The sequence below is a fragment of the Agarivorans sp. DSG3-1 genome (assembly GCF_046774965.1).
GTDB lineage: Bacteria > Pseudomonadota > Gammaproteobacteria > Enterobacterales > Celerinatantimonadaceae > Agarivorans.
This window is the reverse complement of record NZ_CP177241.1, coordinates 1-26309: the sequence shown is the minus strand read 5'-3', so window position 1 is coordinate 26309 and position 26309 is coordinate 1. Positions and strand designations below refer to the sequence as shown.

Here is a 26309-nt window from a genome sequence, read left to right as displayed (position 1 = left end):
TTTTTCATATCTGCTTTCTCTTATGTTTTCTAACGTTTAGCCCAAACCAAATGTGCTAATTGTATTTCAATGTCACTGATCGGCAGTTAGAATAATCACGTTATAGTTTTTTTCACTTGCGGATGAAATTTAGTGATACAAGCTCACCCTGTGACGGCGAATAATTCAACTTCGCCTCAAGTCGCCGTAGTAGGTGGTGGAATCGCCGGTTCAGCAGCAGCGCTTAAGCTGGCTGAGTTGGGCGCCAATGTTAGTCTGTTTGAAGCGGGTCCCAGCTTAGTGAATGGGCCTCCGGCTTGCCATTTACATGCCGGCGGTAACCTGTACCGAGAAATCTCCGACGAGCAATGCCTTAAGCTGCTTGAGCAATCAATTAATACCTTGCGGGTGTTTCCGCATGCGGTCAATCTGCGCCCCACCGTGATTAGTGTGCCGAGCAACGACCCTGGTGAGCCAGAGGCGCTATTGCCACGTTTGCGTAAGGTGCAAGCTCACTATGCGCAGCTTATTAAAAGCGATCCACAAAACCAAAAGCTTGGCCCTGCTGAAGATTACTACCGTTTATACAATAAACAGCAGCTTGAAGAGCTAGCCACACGAGAAACGCCGCAGCAGCCACAGTCAATGGATGAGTGGATGATCCCAGTGGCTAAACATCTCGATTTATCGGCATTTAAGTTTCCTTTTGTACAAGTGCAGGAATACGGTTTAAGTTTGCTGCGCGTAGCAGCCATGGTAAAACTGGCGACTGAGCAACTGCCCAATTGCCAGGTTTATACCCAATCAAAAGTAACGCACATCGAACAGCTCAAAGGAGATAAACCACGCTGGCGAGTGGATTACCAAAGCGAGCAGGGCAACCACAGTATAGAAGTAGATTACCTGATTAATGCCTGTGGTTACCGCAGTGGCAGCATCGACGATATGGCCAAACTTAGCCGCAGTCGCATGGTCGAATTTAAGGCCGCTTATTTAGCTAATTGGCCCAGCCAACAAGGCCGTTGGCCAGAGCTAATTGTGCACGGCGAGCGTGGCACACCTAACGGCATGGCACAGCTAACACCTTACCCAGATGGTCTATTTCAGCTACATGGTATGACCGACACCATCACCTTATTTAAAGGTGGTTTGGTAAAGTCTAGCGAGAGTAGTGCTCAGCCAGAGTTAAGCCCAATGCTTACGCGTAAGTTAACCCAAGGCTGGCAAACTGAAGAAGTAGAACAGCGTACCGCCGAGGCGGTAAAACATATGTCGCGTTACTTGCCGAGTTTTAGTGATGCAAGTGTGGCTGGGCGGCCACTATTTGGCGCACAACAAATACCGGGTAGTGATCCAAGCCTGCGTGCAGCTAGTGTATCTTTTGATAAAACCCACTATGCGCGTACCGAGATTGTTAAGTTTTCTTCAGCCCTAAGCGCCGCCGAGCAAATTATCGACAACATCCGTGATTTGGGATTGCTTGGTGATAAACTTGCGCATTCAGCCTTAAATGAATTAAACAGCACCCAAGGCTTGGCCTATAGCCAAGTTTTATCGCTAGCCGAGCAATTGGCAGCGCAACGCAATTACCCGTTGTCTTTAGCTCGCTAAGGCAGTGAACAAGATAAACAAAGGCTAGCACTGCTAGCCTTTTTAATAAGGAGCTAACCATGTCTATTCAACATTTTGAGAGTAAAGCCCGCATGAGCCGAGCGGTAGTGCACAACAACACCGTTTATTTGTGTGGCCAAGTGGCTAAAGACACCAGCCATGGCATTGCCGAACAAACGCGAACCACCATAGAAAAAGTGGAAGAGCTGCTAGCCAAAGTGGGTTCCGACAAATCTAAATTGCTTAGCGTAACTATTTACGTGCGAACCATGGACGATTTTGCCGAAATGAACAAAGTATGGGATGCATGGGTCGCCGACGTTACCCCGCCAGCACGCGCCTGTGTGCAAGCCCATATGGCCCGCGAAGAAATATTGGTAGAGATGTCGGTAACCGCAGCGGTATAGCCTTCATTCAGTGGCCCATTGGCTTAATGGGCTGAATGACTTGGCTTATTAATAATGGTTTTGTAAATTAAGGCTTGTTGTCACTCAAGCACAAGGAAGCGTTTATCTTTACTCTTAAACTTGATGATTTATCTGGTGCACAAATTATTGCGCTGCTGCAAGAGCACCTTAATGATATGCACGCTACCTCGCCACCAGAGAGTGTGCATGCCCTAGATTTATCCGGCTTAAAACACCCAAGTGTGCAGTTTTGGACAATATGGGACGGTGACAAACTGGCTGGTTGCGGGGGCACTAAACAGCTTGATGAACAGCATGCTGAGATTAAGTCTATGCGAACATCTGCCGCTTATAAGAACCAAGGAGTGGCGTCTACAGTGCTACTGCACCTTATTGAACAAGCAAAAACCAGCGGCGTTAAGCGACTCAGTCTTGAAACCGGTTCTATGGACTATTTTGTACCAGCCCATGGTTTGTACTTGAAACATGGCTTTGAGTTTTGTGGGCCGTTTGCTGATTACAGCGAAGATCCTAATAGCAAATTTATGTGTTTGAACTTATAGTTTTTAAGGCTGGCATAGTACTTATTTAACAGGACTTTAGTTGGTTTATAACATTGCCTAGCAATGTTATAAACCCGTATCTTAAGGCGTTTACATGTACTTTTTGCATGTTGTTCTGCGCTTAGTCTAAGGCTCTACGCGTTATCAACAACACTAGGTGAAACCTAAGCAAATCGTTCTAACACTAGCGCAAATTTTTCTGGAATATGACTGCGCTCTTTCAAGTTATATACACTGTTTAACGAACAATTGGCTTTCATCGCAAAAACAGAAGGTGGTATGCCTTTTTTGCGTAATGCTTTCCAAAACTGCTTTCCATTAAGCGTGCTCATACTATCTCAATTACCCTCAAGTAAGTTGTTGAACTGACTAATAAGAACGGGCGTTAAGGCAAAAATGTTCACTGGCCTTAGTGTTTTTCGCTCGTTTACTGCTAGCAAATTAACTGTGCGCGGGTATTTAACGAGAATTATATGACAATTTAATTACATCATTATGGTGTTTTTGCGGCATGTTATCTGGATCAGTGTTTAACTAATTTTCACAAATATGCATTTTTTTGTTTACTTTCATTTAATGGTAAACATAATGATAACGATTCTCATATGCATTTTGAAAAGGAAGACAATGCGTCTATTTAAACTTGTACTCGGTTCTTCAGTATTGCTAGCAAATATCGCTTACGCTGAGGTAAAACAAAATGATGTTGTTGAGCACTATGCTGAGTTAGCCCACGCGGTATACAGCGATTCACTCAGCAGCGCAGTAACACTGCAAACAGCTACTCAGCAGCTAATTAACGCCCCGTCAGAACAGTCTTTAAATGCTGCTAAGCAAGCTTGGTTAGATGCTCGTCGTTTTTACCAACAAAGCGAAGTATTTCGTTTTGGTAACCCAATGGTTGACGAATGGGAAGGACAACTTAATGCATGGCCGCTAGACGAAGGTTTAATCGACTATGTAGCAACAGACTACCAATATGAGTTGGGCAACCCTGGCGCCACCGCCAACATTGTGGCAAACACTAGCTTGCAAGTGGGCGAAGACACCGTTGATTTAACGAATATTACTCCAGATCTATTAGCCTCTCTAAACGAGTTGGCTGGGTCTGAAGCAAACGTAGCCACTGGTTACCATGCGGTTGAGTTTTTACTTTGGGGCCAAGATTTACATGGCACTAAAGCAGGAGCGGGCGAGCGTGCTTACACCGATTACGCTAAAGGCGACACCTGTACCAATGGCCATTGTGAACGCCGTGCGGCTTACTTAGCGGCAGTGACTCAACTGCTAATTGATGACTTAAGCTGGATGAGCAAGCAGTGGCAAAAAGGCGGCGATTACCAAACTAAATTGATAGCTGAGCCCAGCGAGCAAGCGCTACGCCGTATGATGTTTGGTATGGGCAGTTTGTCTTTGGGCGAGCTAGCGGGCGAGCGCATGAAAGTTGCACTAGAAGCCAACTCAACCGAAGATGAGCACGATTGCTTTAGCGACAATACTCACAACTCGCACTACTACAATAACCAAGGTATTAGTAATGTTTACTTTGGTCAGTTCAAACGTTTAGACGGCTCTACCTTAAGTGGCCCAAGTTTGAACGATTTGGTAAAACAAAAAGACTCGGCTGTTGCAGCCAGCAATACCAAAATGTTTAATCAGTCTATGGCAGAAACTGCCAAGTTAGTGGCTAGCGCCGAACAAAGCGGTGTCTACTTTGATCAGTTGATCGCCGCCAGCAATACTGATGGTCATGCCTTAATTAATGGCACCATCTTAGCGTTAGTGGAGCAAACACGCGCCATTGAAGCCAGTGCAAAAGTATTAGGTATTGAGAACCTGAATCCTGATACCGCAGACCACGAATTCTAAAAAATAGCATTCAATAATATTAGGGAGCATAAGCTCCCTTTCGTGGTTTTTGTTCCACCATTCTTGGGAGAGAGTGAGCGTGAAAAATATTCTATTAACAACTGGCTTAGTGTTGCTAGCAACCAGCTTTAGCAGCATTGCCAATCCTAAAAAGCCTGGTGGTGATACCACTACTACTCGCATCGACGAAAATGCCTTCTCCTTGCCCGCCGCCAACTTAGACTTTGAAGGTAGGCTTAACTTTAGTACTGGTAACAGCTTCTTCCGTAACCCTTGGGTAGTCGCGCCTGCCACTACCATTGCGCGTGATGGCTTAGGCCCGCTGTTTAATACTAATGGTTGCCAGAACTGTCACCTTAAAGACGGCCGCGGTCACCCAGCTCCGGTTGGTGCTACTAACGCGGTGTCGATGTTAGTGCGCATTAGCATTCCCGCAGTAAGCGACGAACAAATAGCCACAGAGGCACAAAACGGAGTGGTGCCAGAGCCAACTTATGGCGGCCAAATTCAAGACCAAGCCAACCCTGGCATTAAGCCAGAAGCACGAGTACGTTTTGCCTATACCGACAAACCGTTTAGCTTTGCCGATGGCAGTAGCATTACCTTACGTGACCCTGAGTTGATAGTAGATCAGCTGGGTTATGGTGAGATGCACCCCGATACCATGTTCTCGCCACGTATTGCCTCCCCAATGATTGGTTTGGGTTTGCTAGAAAGTATTCGCGAGCAAGACATACTGGCCAATGCCGATCCAGATGACAGCAACAACGATGGCATTCGAGGCCTTGCCAACCGAGTGTGGGATGCGCAGCAGCAACAATTCACCCTTGGTCGTTTTGGTTGGAAGGCCGGCCAACCGAACTTGATGCAGCAAAACGCCGCGGCATTTAATGGTGACATAGGCATTACGAGTTTGTTGTTCAGCAAAGATCATTGTACTGCTGCTCAAACCGATTGTTTGAAGGCGACCTCGGGCGTAGATCCCGATGGCTCAGAGGTGAGCAACAAGCTACTGGGGTTTGTTGAGTTTTATACTCGGCATTTAGCCGTGCCTAAACGCCGTATTGAAGATGCCGAGCAAGTGGCGTTGGGTGATTCCTTATTTAGCCAAGTCAGTTGTGATAGTTGTCATAAACGCAGTTTTACTACCGCCAAGCGTGATAACTTACCTGCATTAAGCGAGCAAATTATCTACCCCTATACCGATATGTTGTTGCATGATATGGGACCAGAGTTAGCCGACGGCCGTGGCGAGTACCTTGCCAACGGGCAGCAGTGGCGCACCCCTCCTTTATGGGGCGTGGGGCTTACCGAAACGGTAAATGGTCACAGCCAATTACTGCATGACGGGCGTGCTCGCAATGTTACCGAAGCGATTGTTTGGCATGGCGGAGAAGCAGAACCGGCCAAGCAAGCCTTTGCCAAATTAGACAAAACCCAGCGCGAGGCGCTAGTGGCGTTTGTTAATTCACTCTAAGGATTGACCATGAATAAGCAGTTTTTACGCGGCCTTACCCTAGGCGTATTAGGGGTTCTGGGGCTTAGTTGTGCCAGCGCGTATGCTAAAACATCACAAACAGAATGGTTGCAGCAGGAGCAAATAAGTATTGCTAAAGCCAGTGCTAACTTGCTTCAGCAAGCGCACAGCTATCAACAACAAGTTGAACGTTACTGCGCCGAGCCAAGCGTGCAAGGTTTGCTAAATACCCAGCAAATGTGGAAGCAAAATTATTTAGCGTACTTGCCGTTACAATCAAGCGCGTTAGGCCCGTTGGTCGACTTAAAGTTAAACTGGGCAATCAGTTACTGGCCAGACAAAAAAGATACTACAGGGCGCAAAGTAAAAGCGGCTTTGTCTAATGCGCCAGCGCCGCTAAGCGATACGCATAGTAACCTTAGAGTTCATGAGTATTTGTTGTTTGAAGCAATTAGCGATCATCAACGTTGCTCGTTATTACCGGGCACAATAAGCCGCTATGTTAGTGCGATAGAGCAGGTGCACGGTGGCCTGCAAAGTAGCGAATTAGCAGCCTTAGAAATAGCTCAACTGCGCAGCGATGTACTCAATAGTTACCGGCTACAAACTAGCGTGATGTTACGTAAGTATCGCGCCATGTACTCGGCCAAACACCAGCGTCTGCGCCCTTATCAAGGCGAAGCGTGGCGCGCCGACATTAGTGCTCAATTATTGGCCGAGCAATTAGTATTGCTGCATAACAGATACGAGCAAGACTTAGCGCTGTACTTAAGCAGTGTTGACGCAAAGTTGGCTAAACAAGTGAGTGGGCAATTTAACGACTTACTCCCGTTAATGCCAAGCCAAGAACCCAGCGGTGATAATGCATCGCTAGAGGCGTGGCAATTGGCCGAGCCTAAGCTCGCCAAGTTAGATAGCTTGTTTGCTAATCAAATCCCGCAGGCTTTAGAGATAGAGTTAGGGTTTAATAATAACGATGGCGACTAAACTTAGCCGCCGTAGCTTGTTGCAACAGATGTTGAGCTTAGCTGCGGGAGCCAGTTTATTCAGTCCTGCAGGCATTGCTTATGCTTTAACGCGTGAGGGCGCGCAGGCCGAAGAATACCTATTGTTAGGCTGCACCAAGCAACACGGTAAACACCAACTCAGCGCAATGGCTAGCAATGGCGATTTGCGTTATCAGCTAGATTTGCCTGCCCGTGGTCATTATGTAGCGGTAGCGAATACTCCTCAGCCCGTTGCCGCGTGTATCGCGCGTCGTCCCGGTCACTACATCGCAATGTTTGAACCAAAAACTGGCCAGCAAACTCAAGTGCTTGAACCGCCAGCTAAAATGCATTTTTACGGGCATGCGGTGTTCTCTGAAGATGCAAACAAGCTTTACGTTACCGCAGGTTATACCGCTAATAGCCAAGGGGCTATATTGGTATATTTACAACAGGATAATACGTGGCAACTAAGCCAAACATGGCCACTCGCTGGTTTAGGCCCCCACCAATTATTACTCCTGCCGAGCAAACGTTTGGTGGTGGCTGTAGGCGGTATTCATACTCAAGGTAGAGACAAACTTAATCTTGATGATATGCAGCCTGCGTTAGTGTATTTAAACAGTGAATCGGGTGAGCAATTGCTTAGCCGTAGCCTAGATAATTCACAGTTAAGTATTCGTCATCTTAGTTATTCGCCGCAAACAGATACTGTGTGGCTGGCATGCCAAGGGCAAAACCCTAAACAAACAGTTCGCTCGCTAATCTACTCCCACAAAGGCGAGCAAGCCTGCCAAGCCTTAGATCCCGATGCGGATTATTGGTCTTTGTTTGAACACTATATTGGCAGTGTGGTGTGCAGTAATGGCACTGTGTTAGCGAGCTCCCCGCGAGGCGCTAAACTAGCGGCCTGGTCTGAAGCTGACAGAGAGCTTCAACAGCTAATACAAGTTGATGATGTATGTGGTTTAGCGGTGCATGAGAAAGGTTGGGTGGCCTCAACCGGCCAAGGGCAGCTGCTCCAAACATCGAATAAGTTAAAACGTCAACACACGGCGCTGCAATGGGATAATCACCTTAGCATAGTGGCTACCTTATAAAAGTTTAACAATGTCGTTTGCTGCGGGGGGAGGCGCTTCTGGTTACCTTGTCTGAGTCCCTGTGGGAAAAATTATCGAGCAATCAACATGTTAGCCAATGGGCTTATGTAGAATTGTCATTAGCAACCTTAATCGTAATGCATTTCAACATACTTATTCAGGAGAAGTTAAGATTGAACAGCAGCAAGAAAAGCTGGTGATCATCAACCACAACTTGTCTGATGATACGCATAATGATGATTTGGGTTTTGGGCTGGGCTTAGAGCTAACCGAGCGCTTGATGAAGCAATATGGTTGGTACTATTTAAATCACGCTACAACTAATGGGCGAAGAGTTGAAGTGCACTTTAGTTCTTCTTCATGCTGCTAGTTTAGGTGTTGGCTCGTTTACAAACAAAACCCGCTTACTAGCGGGTTTTGTCGTTTCTATATGGGCAATAAATAGATTATGAGCTGTATTGCACTGCGTTGGTATGTGGGTCTACATAGCTGTCTTTAGCTGCAGACAATTCAAAGTTACTCTTACGGCCGTGCTCTTCAAATATTTCTTCTAAGGCGAGTTTCTGTTGGGCATTGGTTTGCTCAAATCGTATATGCAGTTGTAACTTCTGCTGCCCTTTTGTGGTTTTCTTCTCGATAATTTGACCGGCAATATCAAACTGTTTATTGCGGCCTTTGTGCAGATACGACAGGTTTAACACCAAGGGTTGATTGCTTTGTATTGGCAAGTTACTTGGTACAATAACGCTTACGCCGCCCAAGCTGATGTCTTGAGTTAAGCCTTGCGCCCGCTCGCGGCCTTGAGTCATTGTAAAATGTAAGCCTGTAGGCACTCGAGGGTGGCTGCGTTTCTCATCTTTCTGTTTGGTTTCTGCTTTTAGATTGCTATCTAACGAGAAGCGTTGCAGTAAATCGGTAACATTATTCGCCACTTTAGCGAGTTGACCAGCCACTAAGGCAGAGGTTTCTGACTTGTTGTGGCTTTCTTCGATGATTTCTTGCAGATCACTTTGAGTCTGCTTAAGAATAGCTAATTGTTGGTTTTGGTTCTCAACTTGTTCATCAATGTTTTGCTGCGCCTCGGCCACCAATTGAATCTTCTCTGTTACCTCAATAATGCCTTGCTCGGTTTGTTGAGAGGTTTCGCGGCTCTGTTCCACTTTGCTGGTCACTTCACCCATGCTATTAACCACTTGCTTAACACCCTCTGTAAGCTGGGTAATAAGCTTAGAAATTTCGTTGGTAGAGCTGCCTGTTCGCGCCGCTAAATTACGTACTTCGTCAGCCACAACCGCAAAGCCTCGGCCTTGTTCGCCAGCACGCGCGGCCTCAATAGCAGCATTTAAAGCCAGTAAGTTAGTTTGGTCTGCAATGCCTCGAATAGAATCTACAATGCCGTACACTTCTTCGGCGGTGCCACTTAGTTCTTGAATAAAACTACTGGCTCGCGTGGTTTCTTCAGAAGTGGTGGTCATCATCGAGATGTTTTGACCCACGAGTGCAGAGGCGTTAGTGGACAGCTGATTACACTGGGTGACCATGGTTAGGGTTTCGGCGGCAATTTCACTGAGGCGTGATGTTGATTCCTCAAGCGTTTGCGAATTTTCATACATGTTACTAAAGCGCTGCTGTTCGTTCCTATTCGCTTGGCTTATTTGGGTTGATAGCTCTGATACTTGGTTAGACGACAAATTAATACTGCTAGAAGCTTGTTGAATTTCACCTAGTGCTTCTTGTAGTGATTGGCGCATCAACTCAATGTGATGGGCTAACATTCCAAGCTCATTTTTGCTGATGATACTGTTTAGCTCAGGATCCGATTTTAAATCGCCGCGGCTAATTTTTCGACTAATAGCAACTAAGGAATTTACTGGAATGGTGGTATCTCTAATCACAACCCACGCCACTATTGAACTCAATAACACCATGACTAGCGCCAGACCAATACTGTTGTTCACTAGGCTATTGAGTTTGTGTTCAGCGTGATCGGCGTAGATCAACACGGCTTTGTTCATCGCCGCCATGCTTTTATGGTTGGCTGCAAGAAATGCTTCGGCATTTTGCGTTGAGGGATTTTGTTGCAAGCTGGCGGCAGCACTTAGCTGCGTTTTCCATAAAGAATCTACTTGGCGTAGCTGGTCAATAAACGGCTGGTGATTAGGCCGAGGCAGCTCTATCGCGCTTGTCATGCCTATATCGGAGAAGGTTCGGCCACCTTGTAGCAGGGCTTTAAGTGATTGCTGATAAAGGGCCACGGTTTTGTCAGCTGCCAATAAACCGGGTAACTGTTGGTCTTTTTGAGTGCTTCTAAACAACTCTTCAGCAGAGAATTTTTTGGTTAGCATTCGCTGGCGACCAGCAACATTTACTATTAAGGCGTCTGCGTGATTTTGTTTCAGTGAACTGGTCACTAGAATCACTTCACCTAACATGGCTGCAGCGAGTAGCACTGGCAATACAAATAATTTCTTGCGAATCGAGATCGAGCTAAGCATAGTTGCTATCCCTGCAAATTAATAACTTAGTCATTATAGTGCATCTTATTCTTAATATTAATAATACTATCGGATAGCATGACCTTACTCACTGCGCTGCTTGGCAACAGCTCAGTTTAACGCCATGCAAAGGGTGCTGGTTCGTCGGTTAGCTCGCTTTTGCTTGCTTGGATCGTAACAGGTGCAAGGGATTACCTTTAGTAAAGACCAACAAGTTACCCAGCAGCACAGTCGCCACGCCCATTAGTGCAACGGGTGTCCATTGGTAGCCTTCAAATAGGGTGGATAAACCCAAAGCAACCACTGGAAACAAAACCGTAGCATAGGCGGCTTTTTGTGGCCCTAGGCGGCCCACTAGCACTAAGTAAAAGCTAAAACCAAGTACCGAACCTACAATGGCTAGATATAGCAAACTACCTAGGTACAAGGGCTCGTTGCTAAAAGCAAAATCTTCACCACTGATTAAACCCCATAACAGCAACAACATTGCACCGTAAGCCATGCCATAACCATTCACCGACAATACCGACAAGCCTTGTTTTTGTTGCTTAGCCGACAGCATATTGCCTAAGGAGAAACAGTAAGTGCCCGCTAGCGCCATTAATAAGCCCATGAGCTGTTGGCTGGCGGTATCACTTTGGCGCATATCTGGGTAGAACAGCAATACAATGCCGCTAATGCCTAGTATCCCGCCACTGATTAAACGTAAGCTGGGCTTTTGGCCATGAAATAGCCAGCTATTGGCCATGTTCATAATGGTCGCAATAGAGAAAATAATTGAGATGAGCCCGCTAGGAATGTATTGAGCTGCGTGGTAAAACAACATGAAGTTACAGCTAAACAAGCATAAACCCAACAGTAAACAGCTTAGGTGCTGTTTAAGGTTAAGTGATTGTAAGCGGCGGCTTAATACTAGAAACACCATTAATACCAACGCGGCAATGGCAAAACGGTACATAATGGAGTTTGCGATGGGAACATCGCCAATTTGATAGGCAATGGCTAACCAAGTGGTGCCCCAAATAAACACTGTGGCGATGTAGATAAACGCAATCATGCCAACACTCCTTGTTCACTCGTTAAACGAGAATGACTAAAAGTGTAGTGTCTCAAGATTAGGCTGAGAAGTATTACAAACGCTTGCTATGAATGGCGCTTTTTATAGATTCTTGCGGTTTACTTAGAAACGTTAAGAAGACAAGATGTCTTTGGTTAGCTTTAAGCGGTGTTTGCCACGGCTAGCTTTGGTTTCTAGGTAGTAGTGGTTGTCTACTTTACGGTAAACACCAGTGCTTTCTAGTTCGGTAACCTTAATGCCATTTTCTTCAAGCGCGGTTTGTTTACGCGGATTGTTACTCAACAACTTAAGCTGTGACACGCCCATTGCTTTAAGCATTTGTGCGGCTTCGCTAAAGTCACGTAAGTCGTCGTCAAAACCCAGTTGGTTATTGGCTGAGTAGGTGTCTATGCCTTTGATCTGTAATTGATAAGCATCTAGCTTGTTGTATAAACCAATGCCGCGGCCTTCTTGGCGCATATATAAAATAATGCCGCCTTGTTCAGCCATTTTCTCAATGGCTTCATTGAGCTGTTCACCACAATCACACCGTGATGAACCAAATACATCACCAGTTAAACACTCTGAATGAATGCGTACTAAAGGTGTGGTTTGTTGGCTATCGGCATTTTTGAATACCAAGGCTACGTGTTCTTTGTCGCTATTAAGTGCGGTAAATGACAGCATTTCTGCAGGAATATCACTACGTCGGCCCACCTGAAAGGGGACTCGAGTGCGAATACTGCTAGGGTTTTCTGATTGCTTCATTTATGCGCTCCATTACAACTGCCTATGGCGAGGGCGAAGTGTATAAATTCATTATACCAAATGCAAAGCATTCCTAAGTGGAAAACTCCTCGCCCTAATTTAAGTTGATTTAAAATGCCTCGTCTACGTTGAAATAGAAGCCTCTTTCACCGTCGCCAAAGCCCATATCTAAGCGCAAGTTAACGCGGCTTTTTACTTCAAAGCGATAACCAAAACCTGCGTTTGGTAAGATTTCTTGAGAGCTGAATTGATCAACCTCTGGCGCGACAGCGCCTGCACCGAGCCAAAATACCATGCCATGTCGACCGGGCAGGTCCCAACGGTATTCGGCTTGGCTCATTAGCATTTGTTTGTCGCGATAGCGGCCAGTGGCATAGCCACGTAAGGCTGAACCTCCACCCACAGTAGACAGCATATGCCAAGGCACGTCACCGTTGGTGAAGCGGCTTTTAAATTGCCAAGCAAATACGCTATCCCTTGGGCCCATCTGCAGGTATTCGCTGTAGTTAAGGTTTAAGGTGCGAAAATTTTCACTACTGCCAAAAGAAGGGTGGTAAAAGCCAGCATCTAGTTCTATCAAACGCCCGTTGTAAGGATTCCTCACCACGTCGCGCGTATCGTAGTTGCCTTTAAAGGTTAACCCCACCGCAGTGGAACTTTCATCAAGTATCGAGCTATCAACCAAGCTATCGTTTGTCTCAATGTTATTTGCCTTGGCGTAACTAAAATCAAAGCCACCACCAATAAATGACGAATCCGCCACCCGTTTTAACAAAGTGGGGCGCAATGAAAACTGACGATGATTGAAGTCGACCTTGTTATCACTTTGGTGATTTTCTTGATAACCCACACCATAAAACACGTCGGGAGCGTCGGCGATTTCAGCATCTACATAGAGCCGCCATTGGTCTTCTTTTAAGAAGCTGCGATTATCAATCACCACGCCCATAGAACCGTTTATTGAGGCAAAGCCGTTAATCACCAATGACGAGGTTTGGCTAACCTGATCATCTTTATCGACTTGATATAAACCAATTGCCGATATCCCCACACCCAAAGACATTTCTGGGTTGTAAAAGGGACCTGGCAACACGCTAAAGTCGATGGGTTTAGTGTCGTCATAACCGCCATCTGCGCCAAGTTTATCCAATATATTGTCTACCCAGCTAGGTTCGCTATTGTCTTGTTCGCTGGGTTCCTGCATCTCTGAAGCGCTTACCATACCAGTAAAGCCGAATAAGACACTTAGCGTTAGATTACGCAATGGCTTCATTTAGTTGACGGTTCCTTGGTCGAAGTGAGCTTGTAGCTCTATTTCATCCTGTAGCTGATTAAAATGACTAATCGCTAAAAATTTACGGTTACTAAAGCCACTTTGCCAAAGGTGTTTAGGAATATGGCTAAAGCTACCTTGGAATTTGGGCGCCACTGTTAGCCACTGCTGAGCAACCCCGGCTAAATCAATACCATAAACCGTGGCTGGCAGTGAAAGAGGTAAGGGGCTTAAGCGCTTAGCGTAAAGAGGCGCTAATAGTGGCCAGCTTTCATCCGCTTGGGCTAAGGCCTGTGGCACGATGTAAGGCGCTTGTTGCTTGCCCAATTGGTAGTGACGTTTTAACAGCATAAATTTACTGGGTAGGGCGATGTTTGAGTCCCACCAATGTCCATCTATAGCATCAAAAAAGGCATTGGTTTGCGCTTTAGAAACCGGGTGTAACTGGGTAATAGAGGCCGATAGCCATTGTGTCATGTGCTGGTTGTATAGCTCGCGACTCATGACTAGGTTGTTCATTATCAAGGCCAAACCTATTTTAGCGCCAAGCATATTCGAATAAAGATCTTCGGGTGAGTAGGCCGACACGGTTTCAGACCAAGGCTTCCAGCTGCGATAGCCATGCCATTGAGCAATCTCATGAGCTTCTGCCATTGAGTAAGCCATACGAGCCGCCAGCTGTGCGGCTAGCTCTAGGCGTTGCTGTGGACTTAGTTGGTCGATTGAAAAAGCCTGGAAACGTAACTCACGAGGGCCAATTTCAGGCGGCAGCTCAATACTAAAAGCTTGGCCAAGCTGCGGGTAAATGCGTTGGAACAGCGCCACGGTGTTGTCGGCGGTATCTCGCACGTGCGCTAAGTCAATAAAACCGCCGCGTAGGGTATAGATTTGGCCGTTGTTTTCACCGTGTCTGCGGCCGTTAGGCTGGCCACGTTGCAAGCTCCAAGTACCGGCCTCGTAAGCATGTGGGCCTATTTCATCCAGCGATAAAGTATTAGCGTAGCGAAACATAGGCACTTGTATACTGCCTACTTTCACTTTGTGGTTGTTGCCAAATGCGCAGCAGGGGCGCACGTCTTCAGGCATTCTTGCTAAGCTAAATTGCAGAGGCGTTTGCTGGCTAAGTACCACCATATCTGGCTGTTCAGTTAAGGCTGCAGCTACGGCATCATCACTAGGGTGGTTGCGGCTTTGCCAGTCGCTAGACGAGCAAGCGCTAAGCGTACTCAACAAGAGCAAAGTAATCAGTGTTGTAAGGCGCTGCTGGGCTGCGATGGCAAGCCTATTAATAAAGTTTGGCATTATTGAATAAATAACTCGATAGCTTGGCTAACTGTGGCAGGGTGCTCATTGCTAATGTTATGAGGCGCTTCAGGAATTACCACCATGGGTGCATCCAAATAGCGGGATAATTGCTTGCCTTGCTCCAACGGAAATACGCGGTCATTTTCACCCCAAACTAATAGGGTGGGTGGCATTAATTTGGGATCGACTTGCGGCGCGAGCTGATCGCGATAGCTGGGTAAGCTATCAATCAACTTGCGCTTTTGCTCTTGCCATTGGGCGAAATAGCGTTGATAGATTTGCTCATCAATGGCGTGTGGCAATGGAGGAAAACGGGTGAATACGCCTTCGAATAGGTGGCGCATTTGTTGGCGGTTTTCCGGCACAAAAATGTCTGCTGGGTGGTCGCGGTCAAAACGTTGGCTTAACTCTGCTAAGTTTTGGTCACTAATAAAAGTGCCAGGGCTGGCAAGTATTACCGCTTTATCTATGCCTTGCTGGTTTGCCATCATGTCGTAAGCCACTAAGCCGCCGTAGGAAATGCCTACCAAGCTGCAGTGTTCAACCCGCAGCTGGCTGAGCAGTTGATTTACTGCTGCGCGCTGGGTGGTAATGTTAGCGGTGCCTTGGCTAAATGAGTCACCAAACCATGCTAAATCGGGAGCAATAATGGTGTAGTGCTGGCTAAGCTCTAGCATCATGGGTAGCCAAGTGGTAGTAGCGGTGCCGCCAAAACCATGCAACATCACTAAGGGTTTACCCTGACCACCTACCCAGTAACGCAGTTCTCCGCCTTCGGCTAGGTGTAGCTCACTCTGGGTGAAACCTGCCTTGGTAAGCTGTGAGTGATCAAGTTGCTCTTTCACTGACAAAGCCGAACAGCCACTCAAGCTAACTGCCAGCAATACAGTGAGTAACCAAGGTTTTAGCTGAGCTAAGTATGTCACTAGAAACGGTATCCTAAGCCCAGCATAAAGCTACTGCGCTTGCCAAAACCGACTTCGAGTAAGGCATCAACATGTTCTGTGAGTGACATTTGACCACCAATCAGAGCATTCCAACGTTCTTCTAAGTGCTGGGTTACGGTAAATTTACCGCCAGAGGGCAGTGGCGGTGGCAGGTTAATGCCTATGTCATCTAAGTTACCGCTAAAGGTTTGCTCTACGTTTTGATACATTGCGCCACCCCAAATCTGGATGTCGCGGCCGCCAGTTTCCCAGCGGTATCCTAAGCGCGGGGTTACCACTATGGTGCTAATCTCACCGTCAAGTATGTCTAAATCGGTATTGGTATAGTTCACATCGAGTAAGGCAAACCAATTGTCTATACCGCCTACCAAAGTGGTACCTGCGCCATAGGTAATGCCACTAAATTCAAGGTTAAAATCAAAGGCCGGGCCGATAGGATTTCCTGCTAGATTCACCTGTACGTTGGCAACACTGCTGCCTTTGGTTTGGCCTAATAGCCCATATACGTTGAGAAATGGCAGTACCCAAACATCACCACGCAAGGTGAGCGTTTCCGATTCTTGAATAGCGTGGCTACCCTCAACGCCCACTAAGTTATCAATAACATCACCTAAACCAGAAAACGCTACGCTATCTACTATTAGTGGCTGCGACATGCTCATGTAATTAATGCTAAAGCCATAAGGCTTTGGCAATTTATGGCCTAAATCGATGGCTTCTTGCGCCCAAATAGGAAAGTAAGCATCGTATTGCTCGGCTTCAGGTGTGGGTTCTAACAAGCTTTCCGCAACGCTGAGTAATGGGGATAACAAGGCCGCAGTAATAAGGCTGCGCAACACGTTGAGCATTTTCATTTACAAGTGAGTCTCAAATAACACGTTAATAAAACTAAGCAGCGATCGCCAAAGTCACCTTGCGAGCAAAGTGTTTACGTCCGTGTTGTTTGGAGGGTGGTGCGTTGATAGATTCGCGCACAACAGATCCTGAAAGGCTTACAGGTTCTTTGCTTAAAAATAAGTCGGCAAATGGTATTTAAGTTCAAATCCGATTGCAAGTAATTACTCTAATTGTTGGTTTTGCATTCTTGGCGTTAAAGATTATGATGGATATCACATTAAATGGCGGCGCTAACCATAAGGAGATGGGATGCCAAACCACAAGACCCACCATCAACTTATTCAGCATAGTCACGTATTTGAACGTTTAAATAATGCCCGAGCGGTGCTGCACAATAGCGTTAATTTAGGTGAGCAGCTGGGTTTTGCTCGTTGGTCTAACTGTGACGACCGTACCTCTTACCTAAAGCCTGAGCATCATACCTTGAGTGTTTACTTATCTGGCGGCTACCGCACTAAACGGGTGATAGGTAAAAAACAGCTGGGTGGTGGGGCACCTGGAAAACTGTGCTTAATGCCTGCAGGGCACGAGTCTCACTGGCAAGTTGACGGCGAGCTGGGCTTTGTTCATCTGTATTTTAGTGACCTTGATCTAAGCCGCAGTGTGGAGCAAGTGTGGGATAAAGGAGCCAGCCAAATACAGCTGCAAGATAAAACCTTTATCGACGACCCCGCAGTAAACAGCCTAATTCAGCAATGGGCCTTAAACCTTAATTGGCAAGATAGCGGCGACCGGCTTGCTTTGGATCAAGTGAGCCAATTGCTGCTTGGTCACATTGTTAAACATTACGTTGATAAAGCACTGCCAAGTTTGGTCATCAAAGGAGGATTAGCACCCTTTCAATTACAGCTCTGTAAAGACTATATAGAAGCCCACCTAGCCGAAAACATAAGCCTTAATCACCTAGCGCAGTTAGTGGATCTCAGTGACTACCATTTTGCGCGAATGTTTAAACACAGTAGTGGGCTTAGCCCACATCAATATTTAAGTACACGCCGAGCAGTAACGGCTAAGCGCTTATTGTTAAATGAAGAGTTAAGTTTGGCTGAGATTGCCTATCAAGTAGGGTTTTCTTCGCAGGCGCATTTTAGCGCTCGCTTTAAGCAGCTTACCGGCCTTAGTCCAAAGGCATATCGACTATCCAGACTTGGAAAGTAGCTAGGTTTAAATAATGACCGGAAAGTCTTGTTCTGGATGGCGTAAAATCTGTGCTTGGTAATCAAATACTTGATGAATATTTGCTTGGGTGAGTACTTTTTCTGGCTCGCCATCGGCACACATTTCACCGTGTTTTAGCAACAAAATACGTTGGCAGTAGCGCGACGCTAAGTTGAGGTCGTGCACCACACTAATTACCGTTGCCCCTTGTTGACTCAGTTTTGAAGCATGCTCCATAAGCACTTGTTGGTGGCTTAAATCTAAGGCACTGGTGGGCTCGTCGAGCAGCAATATTTGTTGCTCCACTGGAGTAGTCGCCAGCTGCGCGGTGACTCGCGCATAGTGAACTCGCTGTTTCTCGCCTCCAGAAAGCTGCGGGTAGGGCGTATCGCGGTAATGCCAAATATCCATCAGTTCTAATTGCTGCTTAACCACCACTTGCTGCTGTTGATAGCTAAGCTTGCTGTTCAGTAAACCTAGCGCCACGACTTCGCTCACGCTAAATGCAAAGCTGAGTTCAGAGCTTTGCGGTAGCACTGCCAAGTGGCGGCTTAGTTCGGGTTTATCCCACGCTTCACGCTGCTGGCCAAGAATATTTATCTCGCCGCCGTGTTGCTTTCTATCACCACAAATCAGTTTAAGTAGGGAGCTTTTACCAGCGCCGTTTGCGCCTAACAACGCCGTATGTTGGCCGGCATGAAAGTTCACCGACAAATCACTAAATAGCTGCTTTGAGCCTAAAGATAACTGAATATTACTGAGTTGAATGCTGTTTGAGTTGCTCATACTGTTTCCTAGGCTATCCGTTGGCGTTGCTGCAATAGCAAGAAGATGAAAAACGGTGCGCCAACAAGCGCGGTAACAATGCCTACTGGCAATTCGGCTGGGCTTATCACTAAGCGTGAAATTAGGTCCGCCAGTAATAGCAAGGCAGCACCCAATAAGGCGCTAAAAGGAATTAAGCGTTGATGGTTCGGCCCCATTAACATGCGTACCAAATGCGGCACCACTAAGCCAACAAAGCCGATTAAACCCGAAACAGAAACGGCTATGCCCACCCCTAAAGCAGTGAAAAAGATCAATTGGCTTTTTAACTGCTGCACTTTAATGCCTAAATGGCCTGCTTCGGCTTCACCCAGTAGTAAGGCATTCAAGGCCTTGGCTTTGCGCATAAACACCACACACAAAATAACTAGCGTGACAGAAGCCAGCGCAATGTTGCTCCAGGTTGCGCCGGCTAACGATCCCATTTGCCATAGGCTTAAATCTCGTAGCATTTGGTCGTTAGCTAAATAGCTGAGTAGGCCAATACCGGCACCGCTTAAGGCGCCAATGGCAATACCTGCCAATAACATCATCACCACCGAAGTGCCGTTAGGCGTGGTGCCTAAACGGTAAACTAAAATGGTGGTCACAAAGCCGCCGATAAAGGCAAATAGGGGGATGGCTAGGGCGCTAACAAATTCAGGTAATTGCCAATCTATCAAACCAATTAACACAATGGCCACCGCCGCGCCTGCTGCGCTGCCACTTGATACACCAATAATGCCGGGGTCAGCTAAAGGGTTGCGAAATAAGCCCTGCATTACCGCGCCACACATGGCCAATATTGCGCCAACAGCAATGCATAATAATGTGCGCGGCAAACGAATACCGGTCACCACTAACTGGTAATGCGCAGGAGCGTCGCTAGCAAACTCAAAAGGTAATAGCGCCACTAAGGCATCGCTCACAGGAATGCTCATTGGCCCTTGGGTAACCGATAGTAAAGCTGTGGCGAGTAACAGTAATAAAGCCGCAGGCATTAGCCAACCGGAAAACACCGAGCCATTGGCTGATTGTGGAGAAAACAAAGACATTAATAAAACCTATTAAAGCACCTGTAGCGGTTAAGCTGCTGGTTAAAATCACTTTTAATTCAAGCTAGCGCTTAAACGAGAAATCTAATTATTGTAAGCGCTGAGTGAGTCGCACCGCTTCATCTATGCTTGCCAAGCCTAAGCCACCCACCAAAGCATGTCCATCAATAGCAAAAATCGCTTTGTTTTTTCCGGCAGGCGTTGCGGCTAAAACGGGGAAGCTGCTTAACACACCATCTACGCCACCTAGCATCTCTAAGCTTCGTTGGCTAAATAACAGTAGCTCTGGCTGCATCGATAAAATCGCCTCATCAGACAAGGGTTTATAGCTGTTGATATGCGGCTTGGCTAAGTTTACCGCACCGGCCAGTTCCATAATGCTATTGGCGGTGGTGTCGCTGCCTGCCGCAACTAGCTTTTTGGCGTCATGGCTTAAAAAGAATAAGGTATTGGCGGCTTTAGCTGTTTGAGCTTGCTGTTCTAGCTGGTTTAACTGGCTGTTGAGCTGAGCTTGTAACTCCTCACCTTGTTGTGGGTGTCCCATTAAATCCGCTAGTTGTTTAATGCGCAGTTGTAGGCTCTCAATGGTAGATTGACTATTGAGCTTATGCACCGCAATACCGGCTTGTTGCAACTGAGCAATACTGCTATCTGGGCCCATTTCGTCACTACCAATAATGCTGTCTGGTGATAGCGCTAATAGCCCTTCGGCGCTTAATCGGCGGTGATAGCCCACTACCGGCAGCGCCATATCGCCTGGTAATTCACTGGTAGAATCTACTGCAATTAGCTGCTGCTGGGCGTTTAAGGCCACAATAATCTCAGTAATATTGGCACCAGCACTTACCACTCGCTGCAGCGGCTCTGCTTGCACGCTAGGGCTGATAAGCAAATTAAGGCCAACAAGGGCAGAAGCTAAAAACGAGGCGTGGCGCTTAATCATGATTCTTTATCCATTAAAATTTGAGTGGTCTCAATGTTCTGTTGCTGTAATAGCTCCAGCATTTTTAATAAGTGTTCTACTGGCACTTGGCGCTCGCTGGCCAAGCTAACAGTGGGTTTATCTTGGTCATTAGTTTGCAGCAGCAGGGCAGATTCAAACTCTTTAAAGTGTTGATAACGTTGCTCGCCTAATCCCCAAATAGGATTGCTTTGAAACAAACTTAACTGAATGCTTGCTGGCTCGGTGGCTAGGCTTGTTTGGCCTTGCTCGGTAGCAGGTAAATCCATATCCATTTGGTAAACCCGTGAGTTGGCGGTGAGCAACAAAAACACCAATACAATAAAAATAATATCTAGCAAGGCGGTTAAGTCGGGCACCATGCTAAAGCTGTTGTGCTGTTCTTCTACGCGGATCATGCAGGTGCTTGCTCTAGCTTAGGTTCAGCCGCTGTAGGGTGAAACGCTGATAAAGTACGTGCATCATCGGCTAGGGTATTCACCCCTTCAATCATCAGGTTTGCTTGGTTAATAATGGTTTCTAGCTCATGAATAATGCGTTCTTTCCACAAACTTAAGCCGTGGGCAAAGGCTAGTGCTGGCACGGTCACTAATAAACCGGCAGCGGTGGTATACATCGCTGTTCCCAAACCTTGCGACAGCGTGGCGGGGTTAACTGCTTGCTCGCTAGTCGCCAAGGCATCAAACATTTCTATTAAACCCAGCACGGTACCTAGTAGACCAAGTAGTGGGCTAATTAAGGCCAAAATGTGTAAGGCTTTTAAGCCTCGTGCTAGCTTTTGTTGCTGTTGGCGTAACCATACGGCGGCTATTTCTTCGCGCAGGGCTTTGTTTTGATTTTTGTGCACTAGCAATAAGCAAATAGCCTTGCGGGCTAAGCTATTAGAGCTAGAGAAGCATTGTTTGTTGTCTTTTTTGCAGCTGCCTTTCTCGCTAGTTAACAAGTGTGTCGCTTGTTTTAACCAGTCTCGTTTGTGGTTACTTATGTGGGTATAAGCAAGGCTTACGATTCGCTCAATAATAATGGCGCAGGCCAGCACCGAACAAAATACAATCGGCCAGCGTAAATCGCCTAACTGCTCGGCAGTAATAATATTGCTAACAGCGCTTAGCTGATCGTTAGAGAGGTTTTGCATAGGGTTAACTCAACTTAAATCGAATAGGAATAAGGGCGCGAGAGGCCTGTGCTTGGCCGTCTACCATTAGCGCTTTAAAGCGCCACTTTTTTACTGCTTTAAGGGCGGCTTTATCTAAGCTTTTCACCCCAGAGCTGGCGTTAATTTCTCGTTTGGTTTGTTGGCCTTTAGGGTCAAGCCATACTTCAACCATTACTGTGCCTTCTAAACCGCGCTTTTTAGCGAGGCGAGGATATACCGGTGCAGTGGGCGGTTTAGCAAAGCGCGGTTGGCTGTTTAAGCGAGGCTGCTGAGCCAAACCAGAATCCACTTCAACCTTACTGTTTACTTGGCTAGCGGCGGCAGGCGCAGGGTTTAGCTTTTCAGTAACAGGCTCGAGCTTATCATCTGGCTTTGCTGCGAGCTCAAGGGGTTCTGCCAACGTCTTTTCAACTTGTTCCGGTTGCGTCGGTTGGGTAGGAGAGGGCTCTGGTTTAGGGCTTGATTTGGCAATTTGGCTTTCACGTTTACTGTCCTTGGCAACAGGAGGCGTTATTGGTTGTTTTACAGGCGCAGGCTTAAGTGGTTGGGTGTTTACGGTTTCCATTGGCGCTAAGGTAGGCTCTGGTTGTACTGCTGGCGCAGGCTCAATAGGTGCCTGTTCTGGCACTAGCTCTTCTGGCTCTGCGGCAGGCGCAGCAACAGCAGTACTAATAGCCACAATACTCAAACTTGGCGCAGCGTTTTGCCCGCCTGCACTTAAGCTTATTTCTCTAGGTTCGGGCTGCTTATAGATAAAGTAGCCATGAATAGCCGCCGAAAGAAGCACGGCCAAACTAAGCTTCCCCATTTTTTGCCCTTACACGGTTAATTCTTAAAAACTGCGCTTAGAATAATGGCAAACAAAAAATAAGTAAATACAAATGATAATGATTTGCATTTGATTTGAGGGTGGGTTAAGGTAATTTCATCTTTAGTTCTTCAGCTTTACGCGGGTGAAGACGCAAGTAGTAACAGTAGATAGGAGAGTTAAATGGCATTAACGCTAGCCGAAGTAGTAGAGCAACATAGCGAAATGAGTGTGGCTCAATTGGCAGAAAAAGCGCAATGCAGTGAAGCCGAAGTGGTAGAGCAACTTCCCCAAGAATGGGCATGTTGGTTACCTAACGAACAGCTTCAATGGCTAATGTACGACTTACCCAGTTGGGGGCCATTAACCACCATTATTCAAGTGGCAGGCTCGGTATTTGAAATAAAAGATAATTTTCCAAGTGGTAAGCCTGGTCATGGCTATTACAATTTAATGGATAAACAAAGCCACCTACATGGCCACTTAAAGCTTGAAAATATTGCTAACATTGCATTAGTGAGCAAGCCTTTGCGCGGTGTAGAAAGCTACTGTTTCCAGTTTTTTGATGATAACGGCGCCACCATATTTAAGATTTACCTAGGCCGAGATCGCAAACGCGTTTTATTGCCGCAGCAGGTAGAGCGTTTTGATTTATTGAAACAGAACATGGCACTAACGGAACTAGAGAACCAACAGTAATGATTGATAAAAAAGAACGCTTGGCATCACGCCTCGGCCCAGAAATCGCCGAATTTATTGCTAAGCAGCAGAGCATATTAATTGCGTCTATGGGTGAAGATGGTTTTCCACACAGTTCATACTCGCCGTTTATTAGCTACCAAGGCGCGTTTTACATATTGATTAGCGATATATCTAAACATGCTGATTACCTGCGCGCCCATAACAAAGCGGCAGTAATGCTTATTGCCGACGAAGCCGATACTAAGCAAATTTATGCGCGCAAACGCTTAAGTTACGACGTAATAGCTAAGCAAGTCGAAGACGAACCACGTGAGCAAGTATTGGATTTACTAGAGCAGCGCCATGGCGAAATAGTGGGTAACTTACGCCAACTCGCCGATTTTAAATTATTCGCATTAACGCCAGTAAAAGGGCGTTATGTAAAAGGATTTGGTCAAGCCTTTGATATTCAAGGTCTTGATGATGTCGATTTTGTGCACTTGAAGGAAGGGCATAAAAAGCGAGCTTAAGGGCTCGTGGGTTTACACCCGTTGGGGCTTAGCTGCCCTTGTACGTAAGTACTCTCTCCACACTCAGCGCAAGCTGAAACCTTGGGTCTTATTTGACTGTAGCTGCACTAGTATTGGTGCAGCTTTTTTTATGCCTTTAGAACTGCCAAATTAATGAATCTAGGTTTACCTAGGCTAATGGCTAACTTATTTTTAAGCCATGATGGTGTAACGCCCAAAGCAGCGAGCGCCGCTTTTTGGCGTCCGCTGCCTTTGTTTGTTATGCATTTTCACCAATTGACTCTACTTGTGTATTAAGTATTTGGCGCATCATTATGAGTGAAAATTTCACTCCGTCCTTTTCTTCGATCATATCCTTAAGATATATCTTGTTGTCGTCGTATTTTTCGGGAAAACGAATACTCATATAAGTCATGCGTTTTTATCTGCTTCCCAGAAGCGATACTTCACTTCATCGTGACCTACATACTTCTTTAGAAAGCGGTCAATCGTCAGGCCTTCTCTCTGCCAATTAACTAGTTCTTTACTCACCCACACCTCACCCCATGTTTCAAATACGGGAAAATGAGCGAGTACGTTACGCACGAACTTAAACAGAGGGCCTCCAATCTCAGATTCCATCGGAGGACGCTGCGTCTTTAGCGCTTCAAGTACATGCTTGAATGGCTCATAAGCCAAAAGCTCGGCATAAACTGCAAAGATGCTCGACACTTTGCCAAACCTATAGCAATCCTCTTTTTCCCAGAAATCATCCATCATGATCTCATCGAACAAGTCGTAAAACCGGTTGTACCCAAGACTGAGGAATAACTCTTCGGATTTATTAGGTCTCGCTTCCATTGCACAATCTACCTAGATGCATAGACATAATGACTCCCCAAGAAGGTGCTGATCTCCAACTTCGTGGGTTAGCTGAAAGCCAGAGCCATAATAGTTAATGATAATAAACTAGATTGGAGATCAGCATGAATAAACATAACATACTTTTTATTGGCCTAGATACTCACAAAGAGTTTGTTGAAGTCGCCTATATTGAAGACCAACGCGGGGCGCAAGCGGTTCACTTCGGCAGAATATCTAGCGCTAAAGCCGCCATTGTTAAACTGGCCAAACAGCTTCACTCTAAATACCCAAGAGCCACCTTACACTTTGTCTATGAAGCGGGGCCTTGCGGTTACTGGATATACCGCCTGCTCACCAGCCTTGGCCATTGTTGCTATGTGGTCGCCCCGTCACTTATCCCTAAAAAGCCAGGCGATAAGATAAAAACCGATAAGCGTGATGCACTCAAACTTGCCAAGCTGCTAAAAACCGAAGACCTAACACCTATTTACGTCCCAGAGCCTGAGGATGAAGCCGTACGGGATTTATCGCGTGCGCGTGAGACCGCTATGAAAGACTTAAAGGATGCCAAGTATCAGTTAAAAGCCTTGCTACTACGTAATAACATTAACTATGCGGGCACTGCCAATTGGTCGGCTAAGCACCTACGCTGGCTCACCGAGTTAGTGCTCCCCCACCCAGCACAACAAATTGCGCTACAAGAATACTTACACACCATTAATGAACGTATTGCTCGCCTAAAGCGTCTTGATAATGAATTAGCGCATCAGGTACAAGCATGGCGTTATTACCCAGTAGTGAAAGCCGTACAAGCCATGCGTGGTGTTCGATTATTGGTGGCTACTGGCTTGATAGCAGAGCTCGGTGATATACGCCGCTTTGACCACCCACGTAAGCTCATGAGTTATTTAGGCTTAGTGCCCAGTGAGCACTCTAGCGGAGGGAAACGGCATATAGGCGCCATCACCAAATGTGGTAATGGCAGAGCAAGGCGTTTACTTATTGAAGGGGCCCATAGCTACCGTTATCCCGCAAACATCTCTACAGATTTACAGCTAAGGCAGGAGGGCTTACCCAAAACAGTTGTTGATAAGGCGTGGCAAGCACAACTACGTTTATGCCGTCGTTATCAGCGTTTAATGCACAAAGGCAAACATTACAATGTGGTGGTCACCGCCATTGCACGTGAAATGATTGCCTATATCTGGGCCATAGCAAAACAAGTGGTATTAATTAATGTTAACCCCAAACATCGTTTAGCTAGGGTCCCCGCATAATGACAAAAATAGAGTTGATGTATGAGCTTAAGCATCGGCTGTGGCACAACCACCGACGGCGTTAGGATGGCAGTTATCGAAAAGTAATTGACCCACGAGCATAGACTGAAGACAGGTGCCACGACGGAATAAGTAAGGTTAGCGCTGCCCGCTGTTTGGGTAATCTACGGATATCAGCATGAGAACCGACGAACTTACTTGCTTCAAGCTCATGCATTAACTCGCCCTTTAGGCAAAGAGCAATGGTTCACACGAGCTAGGGGTTTAGGCGCTCAACTTGACATGGGGAGTCATACCAACGC

General features: G+C 46.4%; 27 protein-coding genes. 12 read left to right on the top strand and 15 right to left on the bottom strand.

The window, feature by feature from the left end; translation table 11 throughout:
• Window positions 1-132: 132 nt before the first annotated feature.
• The 3 genes from ACLD71_RS00135 to ACLD71_RS00125 all read left to right on the top strand — a co-directional run bounded on the left by ACLD71_RS00135 (window position 133) and on the right by ACLD71_RS00125 (window position 2560).
• On the top strand, window positions 133-1590 hold the full coding sequence (locus tag ACLD71_RS00135) for an FAD-dependent oxidoreductase (RefSeq protein ID WP_411992286.1): 1458 nt from the start codon (window positions 133-135) through the stop codon (window positions 1588-1590).
• A 59-nt stretch (window positions 1591-1649) separates the two neighbouring features.
• Entirely contained in the window at window positions 1650-1997 is a 348-nt protein-coding gene (locus tag ACLD71_RS00130; RefSeq protein ID WP_411992284.1) for a RidA family protein, read from the top strand.
• 77 nt (window positions 1998-2074) lie between these two features.
• On the top strand, window positions 2075-2560 hold the full coding sequence (locus ACLD71_RS00125) for a GNAT family N-acetyltransferase (protein ID WP_411992282.1): 486 nt from the start codon (window positions 2075-2077) through the stop codon (window positions 2558-2560).
• A gap of 164 nt (window positions 2561-2724) precedes the next feature.
• Here ACLD71_RS00125 and ACLD71_RS00120 read toward each other — a convergent pair whose 3' ends face one another.
• Window positions 2725-2892, bottom strand: a complete 168-nt coding sequence (locus tag ACLD71_RS00120) for a hypothetical protein (RefSeq protein WP_154675868.1) — start codon at window positions 2890-2892, stop codon at window positions 2725-2727.
• Between the two features lie 295 nt (window positions 2893-3187).
• Between ACLD71_RS00120 and ACLD71_RS00115 the strand changes: the two genes are divergently transcribed.
• The 5 genes from ACLD71_RS00115 (at window position 3188) to ACLD71_RS00095 (ending at window position 8362) form a co-directional block, all read left to right on the top strand.
• Window positions 3188-4429: an imelysin family protein gene (locus ACLD71_RS00115; RefSeq protein ID WP_411992280.1), complete on the top strand. Its 1242-nt coding sequence runs from the start codon at window positions 3188-3190 to the stop codon at window positions 4427-4429.
• A gap of 79 nt (window positions 4430-4508) precedes the next feature.
• Complete coding sequence (locus ACLD71_RS00110) at window positions 4509-5906, top strand: di-heme oxidoredictase family protein (RefSeq protein WP_411992278.1); 1398 nt, start codon at window positions 4509-4511, stop codon at window positions 5904-5906.
• 9 nt (window positions 5907-5915) lie between these two features.
• A complete protein-coding gene (locus tag ACLD71_RS00105; protein WP_411992276.1) occupies window positions 5916-6893 on the top strand; it encodes an imelysin family protein in 978 nt (325 codons plus the stop codon).
• Window positions 6883-7992: a DUF1513 domain-containing protein gene (locus ACLD71_RS00100; RefSeq protein WP_411992275.1), complete on the top strand. Its 1110-nt coding sequence runs from the start codon at window positions 6883-6885 to the stop codon at window positions 7990-7992. The genes ACLD71_RS00105 and ACLD71_RS00100 overlap by 11 nt, the downstream gene beginning before the upstream one ends.
• 97 nt (window positions 7993-8089) lie before the next feature.
• Window positions 8090-8362 carry a hypothetical protein gene (locus ACLD71_RS00095; RefSeq protein ID WP_411992273.1) on the top strand — a complete coding sequence of 91 codons (273 nt, stop codon included), beginning with the start codon at window positions 8090-8092 and terminating at the stop codon, window positions 8360-8362.
• Window positions 8363-8438: 76 nt separating this feature from the next.
• Here ACLD71_RS00095 and ACLD71_RS00090 read toward each other — a convergent pair whose 3' ends face one another.
• The 7 genes from ACLD71_RS00090 to ACLD71_RS00060 form a co-directional block, all read right to left on the bottom strand.
• A complete protein-coding gene (locus ACLD71_RS00090) occupies window positions 8439-10487 on the bottom strand; it encodes a methyl-accepting chemotaxis protein (protein ID WP_411992272.1) in 2049 nt (682 codons plus the stop codon).
• 148 nt (window positions 10488-10635) lie between these two features.
• Window positions 10636-11544, bottom strand: a complete 909-nt coding sequence (locus ACLD71_RS00085) for a DMT family transporter (RefSeq protein ID WP_137671895.1) — start codon at window positions 11542-11544, stop codon at window positions 10636-10638.
• 132 nt (window positions 11545-11676) lie between these two features.
• Window positions 11677-12312 carry a GTP cyclohydrolase II gene (locus tag ACLD71_RS00080; RefSeq protein WP_303510369.1) on the bottom strand — a complete coding sequence of 212 codons (636 nt, stop codon included), beginning with the start codon at window positions 12310-12312 and terminating at the stop codon, window positions 11677-11679.
• 109 nt (window positions 12313-12421) lie between these two features.
• Window positions 12422-13585, bottom strand: coding sequence for a BamA/TamA family outer membrane protein (locus ACLD71_RS00075; RefSeq protein WP_411992269.1), 1164 nt, complete (start codon window positions 13583-13585; stop codon window positions 12422-12424).
• A complete protein-coding gene (locus ACLD71_RS00070) occupies window positions 13586-14887 on the bottom strand; it encodes a DUF4056 domain-containing protein (RefSeq protein WP_411992268.1) in 1302 nt (433 codons plus the stop codon). It abuts the gene before it with no gap.
• Window positions 14887-15816: an alpha/beta fold hydrolase gene (locus tag ACLD71_RS00065; protein ID WP_411992267.1), complete on the bottom strand. Its 930-nt coding sequence runs from the start codon at window positions 15814-15816 to the stop codon at window positions 14887-14889. The genes ACLD71_RS00070 and ACLD71_RS00065 overlap by 1 nt, the downstream gene beginning before the upstream one ends.
• Window positions 15816-16691, bottom strand: coding sequence for a virulence protein (locus tag ACLD71_RS00060; RefSeq protein ID WP_235836142.1), 876 nt, complete (start codon window positions 16689-16691; stop codon window positions 15816-15818). The genes ACLD71_RS00065 and ACLD71_RS00060 overlap by 1 nt, the downstream gene beginning before the upstream one ends.
• Window positions 16692-16983: 292 nt before the next feature.
• On the opposite strand from ACLD71_RS00060, the gene ACLD71_RS00055 reads away from it, so the two are divergent.
• Window positions 16984-17892: a helix-turn-helix transcriptional regulator gene (locus ACLD71_RS00055; RefSeq protein WP_411992265.1), complete on the top strand. Its 909-nt coding sequence runs from the start codon at window positions 16984-16986 to the stop codon at window positions 17890-17892.
• Between the two features lie 6 nt (window positions 17893-17898).
• Here ACLD71_RS00055 and ACLD71_RS00050 read toward each other — a convergent pair whose 3' ends face one another.
• The 6 genes from ACLD71_RS00050 to ACLD71_RS00025 all read right to left on the bottom strand — a co-directional run bounded on the left by ACLD71_RS00050 (window position 17899) and on the right by ACLD71_RS00025 (window position 22676).
• Window positions 17899-18678, bottom strand: a complete 780-nt coding sequence (locus ACLD71_RS00050; RefSeq protein WP_137671889.1) for a heme ABC transporter ATP-binding protein — start codon at window positions 18676-18678, stop codon at window positions 17899-17901.
• 8 nt (window positions 18679-18686) lie between these two features.
• Window positions 18687-19751 carry a FecCD family ABC transporter permease gene (locus ACLD71_RS00045; RefSeq protein WP_411992263.1) on the bottom strand — a complete coding sequence of 355 codons (1065 nt, stop codon included), beginning with the start codon at window positions 19749-19751 and terminating at the stop codon, window positions 18687-18689.
• Window positions 19752-19839: 88 nt separating this feature from the next.
• Window positions 19840-20694 carry a heme/hemin ABC transporter substrate-binding protein gene (locus tag ACLD71_RS00040; protein ID WP_411992261.1) on the bottom strand — a complete coding sequence of 285 codons (855 nt, stop codon included), beginning with the start codon at window positions 20692-20694 and terminating at the stop codon, window positions 19840-19842.
• Window positions 20691-21110, bottom strand: a complete 420-nt coding sequence (locus ACLD71_RS00035) for an ExbD/TolR family protein (RefSeq protein WP_411992259.1) — start codon at window positions 21108-21110, stop codon at window positions 20691-20693. Before ACLD71_RS00035 ends, ACLD71_RS00040 begins: the two co-directional genes overlap by 4 nt.
• Window positions 21107-21847, bottom strand: a complete 741-nt coding sequence (locus ACLD71_RS00030; RefSeq protein ID WP_137671885.1) for a MotA/TolQ/ExbB proton channel family protein — start codon at window positions 21845-21847, stop codon at window positions 21107-21109. The genes ACLD71_RS00035 and ACLD71_RS00030 overlap by 4 nt, the downstream gene beginning before the upstream one ends.
• Window positions 21848-21851: 4 nt before the next feature.
• On the bottom strand, window positions 21852-22676 hold the full coding sequence (locus ACLD71_RS00025) for a TonB family protein (RefSeq protein ID WP_411992257.1): 825 nt from the start codon (window positions 22674-22676) through the stop codon (window positions 21852-21854).
• 183 nt (window positions 22677-22859) lie between these two features.
• Between ACLD71_RS00025 and hutX the strand changes: the two genes are divergently transcribed.
• Together hutX and ACLD71_RS00015 are read left to right on the top strand one after the other, a co-directional pair.
• Window positions 22860-23375: a heme utilization cystosolic carrier protein HutX gene (hutX, locus tag ACLD71_RS00020; protein ID WP_411992255.1), complete on the top strand. Its 516-nt coding sequence runs from the start codon at window positions 22860-22862 to the stop codon at window positions 23373-23375.
• On the top strand, window positions 23375-23887 hold the full coding sequence (locus ACLD71_RS00015; protein WP_137671883.1) for a pyridoxamine 5'-phosphate oxidase family protein: 513 nt from the start codon (window positions 23375-23377) through the stop codon (window positions 23885-23887). The genes hutX and ACLD71_RS00015 overlap by 1 nt, the downstream gene beginning before the upstream one ends.
• Window positions 23888-24298: 411 nt before the next feature.
• Here the strand turns inward: ACLD71_RS00015 and ACLD71_RS00010 are convergent, their stop codons facing one another.
• A complete protein-coding gene (locus ACLD71_RS00010) occupies window positions 24299-24727 on the bottom strand; it encodes a hypothetical protein (RefSeq protein WP_411992253.1) in 429 nt (142 codons plus the stop codon).
• Between the two features lie 125 nt (window positions 24728-24852).
• On the opposite strand from ACLD71_RS00010, the gene ACLD71_RS00005 reads away from it, so the two are divergent.
• Window positions 24853-26007 carry an IS110 family transposase gene (locus tag ACLD71_RS00005; RefSeq protein WP_411991144.1) on the top strand — a complete coding sequence of 385 codons (1155 nt, stop codon included), beginning with the start codon at window positions 24853-24855 and terminating at the stop codon, window positions 26005-26007.
• Window positions 26008-26309: the final 302 nt, after the last annotated feature.